The organism is Kitasatospora sp. NPDC087315 (assembly GCF_044744345.1).
In the GTDB taxonomy this organism is placed as follows: domain Bacteria; phylum Actinomycetota; class Actinomycetes; order Streptomycetales; family Streptomycetaceae; genus Kitasatospora.
In genome coordinates, this window is record NZ_JBIUYD010000063.1 from 1 (window position 1) to 1,473 (window position 1,473).

Here is a 1,473-nt window from a genome sequence, read left to right on the forward strand (position 1 = left end):
CCACCGGTGGCATTCGGGTGAGCGATTTCGGGTGAATTCGTGGCCGCTCACTGGTGGTTTCCGCTGGCGGACGTGCGTGGTCGCCGGATGGCCGTCCCGGTGGCGGGTTCTCCGAGGTGCTGGTTGTGGTGGGTGGGACGGGTCTCTGTCAGGTCTGCAGGCGGCAGCCGACGCTCGCCCACAGGGCGGTGAAGGCGGCTTGCCAGGGCCAGCGTTCGGGGAGGTGGAAGGTCAACGTTCGGGCTCCGGCAGCCAACCTGGCTGGGACGGTGATCAGTTGGCGGCGGATGGTGCCGGTGCGGGCCTTGGCGTGGAAGGCGGAGGCCAGGGCCCCCAGCGCGCGGGTGAGGTTATGGGCGAGCGCGGCCAGGGTGAGCCAGGCCGCGTTCGCGGTGAACTTCCCCGACGGCAGATGTCCCAGCGCCGAGTCCTCAAGGTCGGCGAAGACCTGCTCGACGATCGCGTGAGCGCGGTGGATCTTCTCCGCCTCCACGAGCGGGAACGGGGTATCGGCGAAGACCGCGTGGAAGCGGTAGGACTTGAACAACTCGCCCTGCCCATCCGGGACGTGCGCGTCGTTGAGCCTCCTGACGCGGCGGACCAGCAGCCGGGCGGTGGCCCTGTACTTCTTCGCCTTGCCAGTGAAGGCGGTGTACTCGACCTCGGCGACTCCCGCGTCGGAGATCCAGCGTTCCTCGTCCTCGTCCCAGATCACCTTGGGGTACTTGATCGGTGTCCGGGTGTTCTCCGCGATGGTGGCGATGAGCTCGCGGATCTTCTTGCGCTGGGCGATGACGAGGGAGAAGCGGGCCTTGTGGCGGCGTCAGGTGGCGACGACCTTGTGGGAGAAGAACGCCGAGTCGGCGCGGACGACGACCATGCCGGTGGCACCCATGGCCCGCACGGTCCTGATGGCCTCGGCGATCAGGGAGGCGGCACCCTTGGCGGAGCCGGCCGATCCCTTGCGCAGCCGTTCGGCGACGATCACCGGAGCGACGAGCGGCGTGGAGGCGATGACGATCTGGAAGTGCAGGCCCCTCACCTTGGTGTAGCCGTGCTCGGCGCCCTGCTTGGCGGCGCCGTAGACCTGCTTCACCTTGGAGTCGATGTCCAGGCAGACGACCTGGTCACCACCCGGCAGCAGGTTGCAGTGCCCGGTCAACGCGCAGGTGAACGCGCGGGCGGCGGACTGTAGTTGGCGCACATGTCCCCAGGTGAACGCGCGCAGGAAGGAGCCGAGGGTTGACGGCGCGCGCATGCCGGTGAAGGCGCGGTGCATCGCGCCGTGCCGCAGCACGGCGGTGTCGTCGATGCTGTCCGTGCCCGCGAGCATCGCCATGACCAGCGACATCACCTTCGCGTCCGGCCTCGCCCCGGCACCGTTGTCCGTTCCGGCCAAGCGGACCCGCTCGCGGATCAGTGACGGCAGGCCGCACCGCTCGGCCAGGCGCACCGCCGGGGCCAGCCCGCCGT

General features: G+C 69.5%; 1 pseudogene. It reads right to left on the bottom strand.

From position 1 onward, the window contains the following. Window positions 1-148 precede the first annotated feature (148 nt). A pseudogene (locus tag ACIO5D_RS38480) lies at window positions 149-1,465 on the bottom strand (IS1380 family transposase). Between the last annotated feature and the right edge of the window lie 8 nt (window positions 1,466-1,473).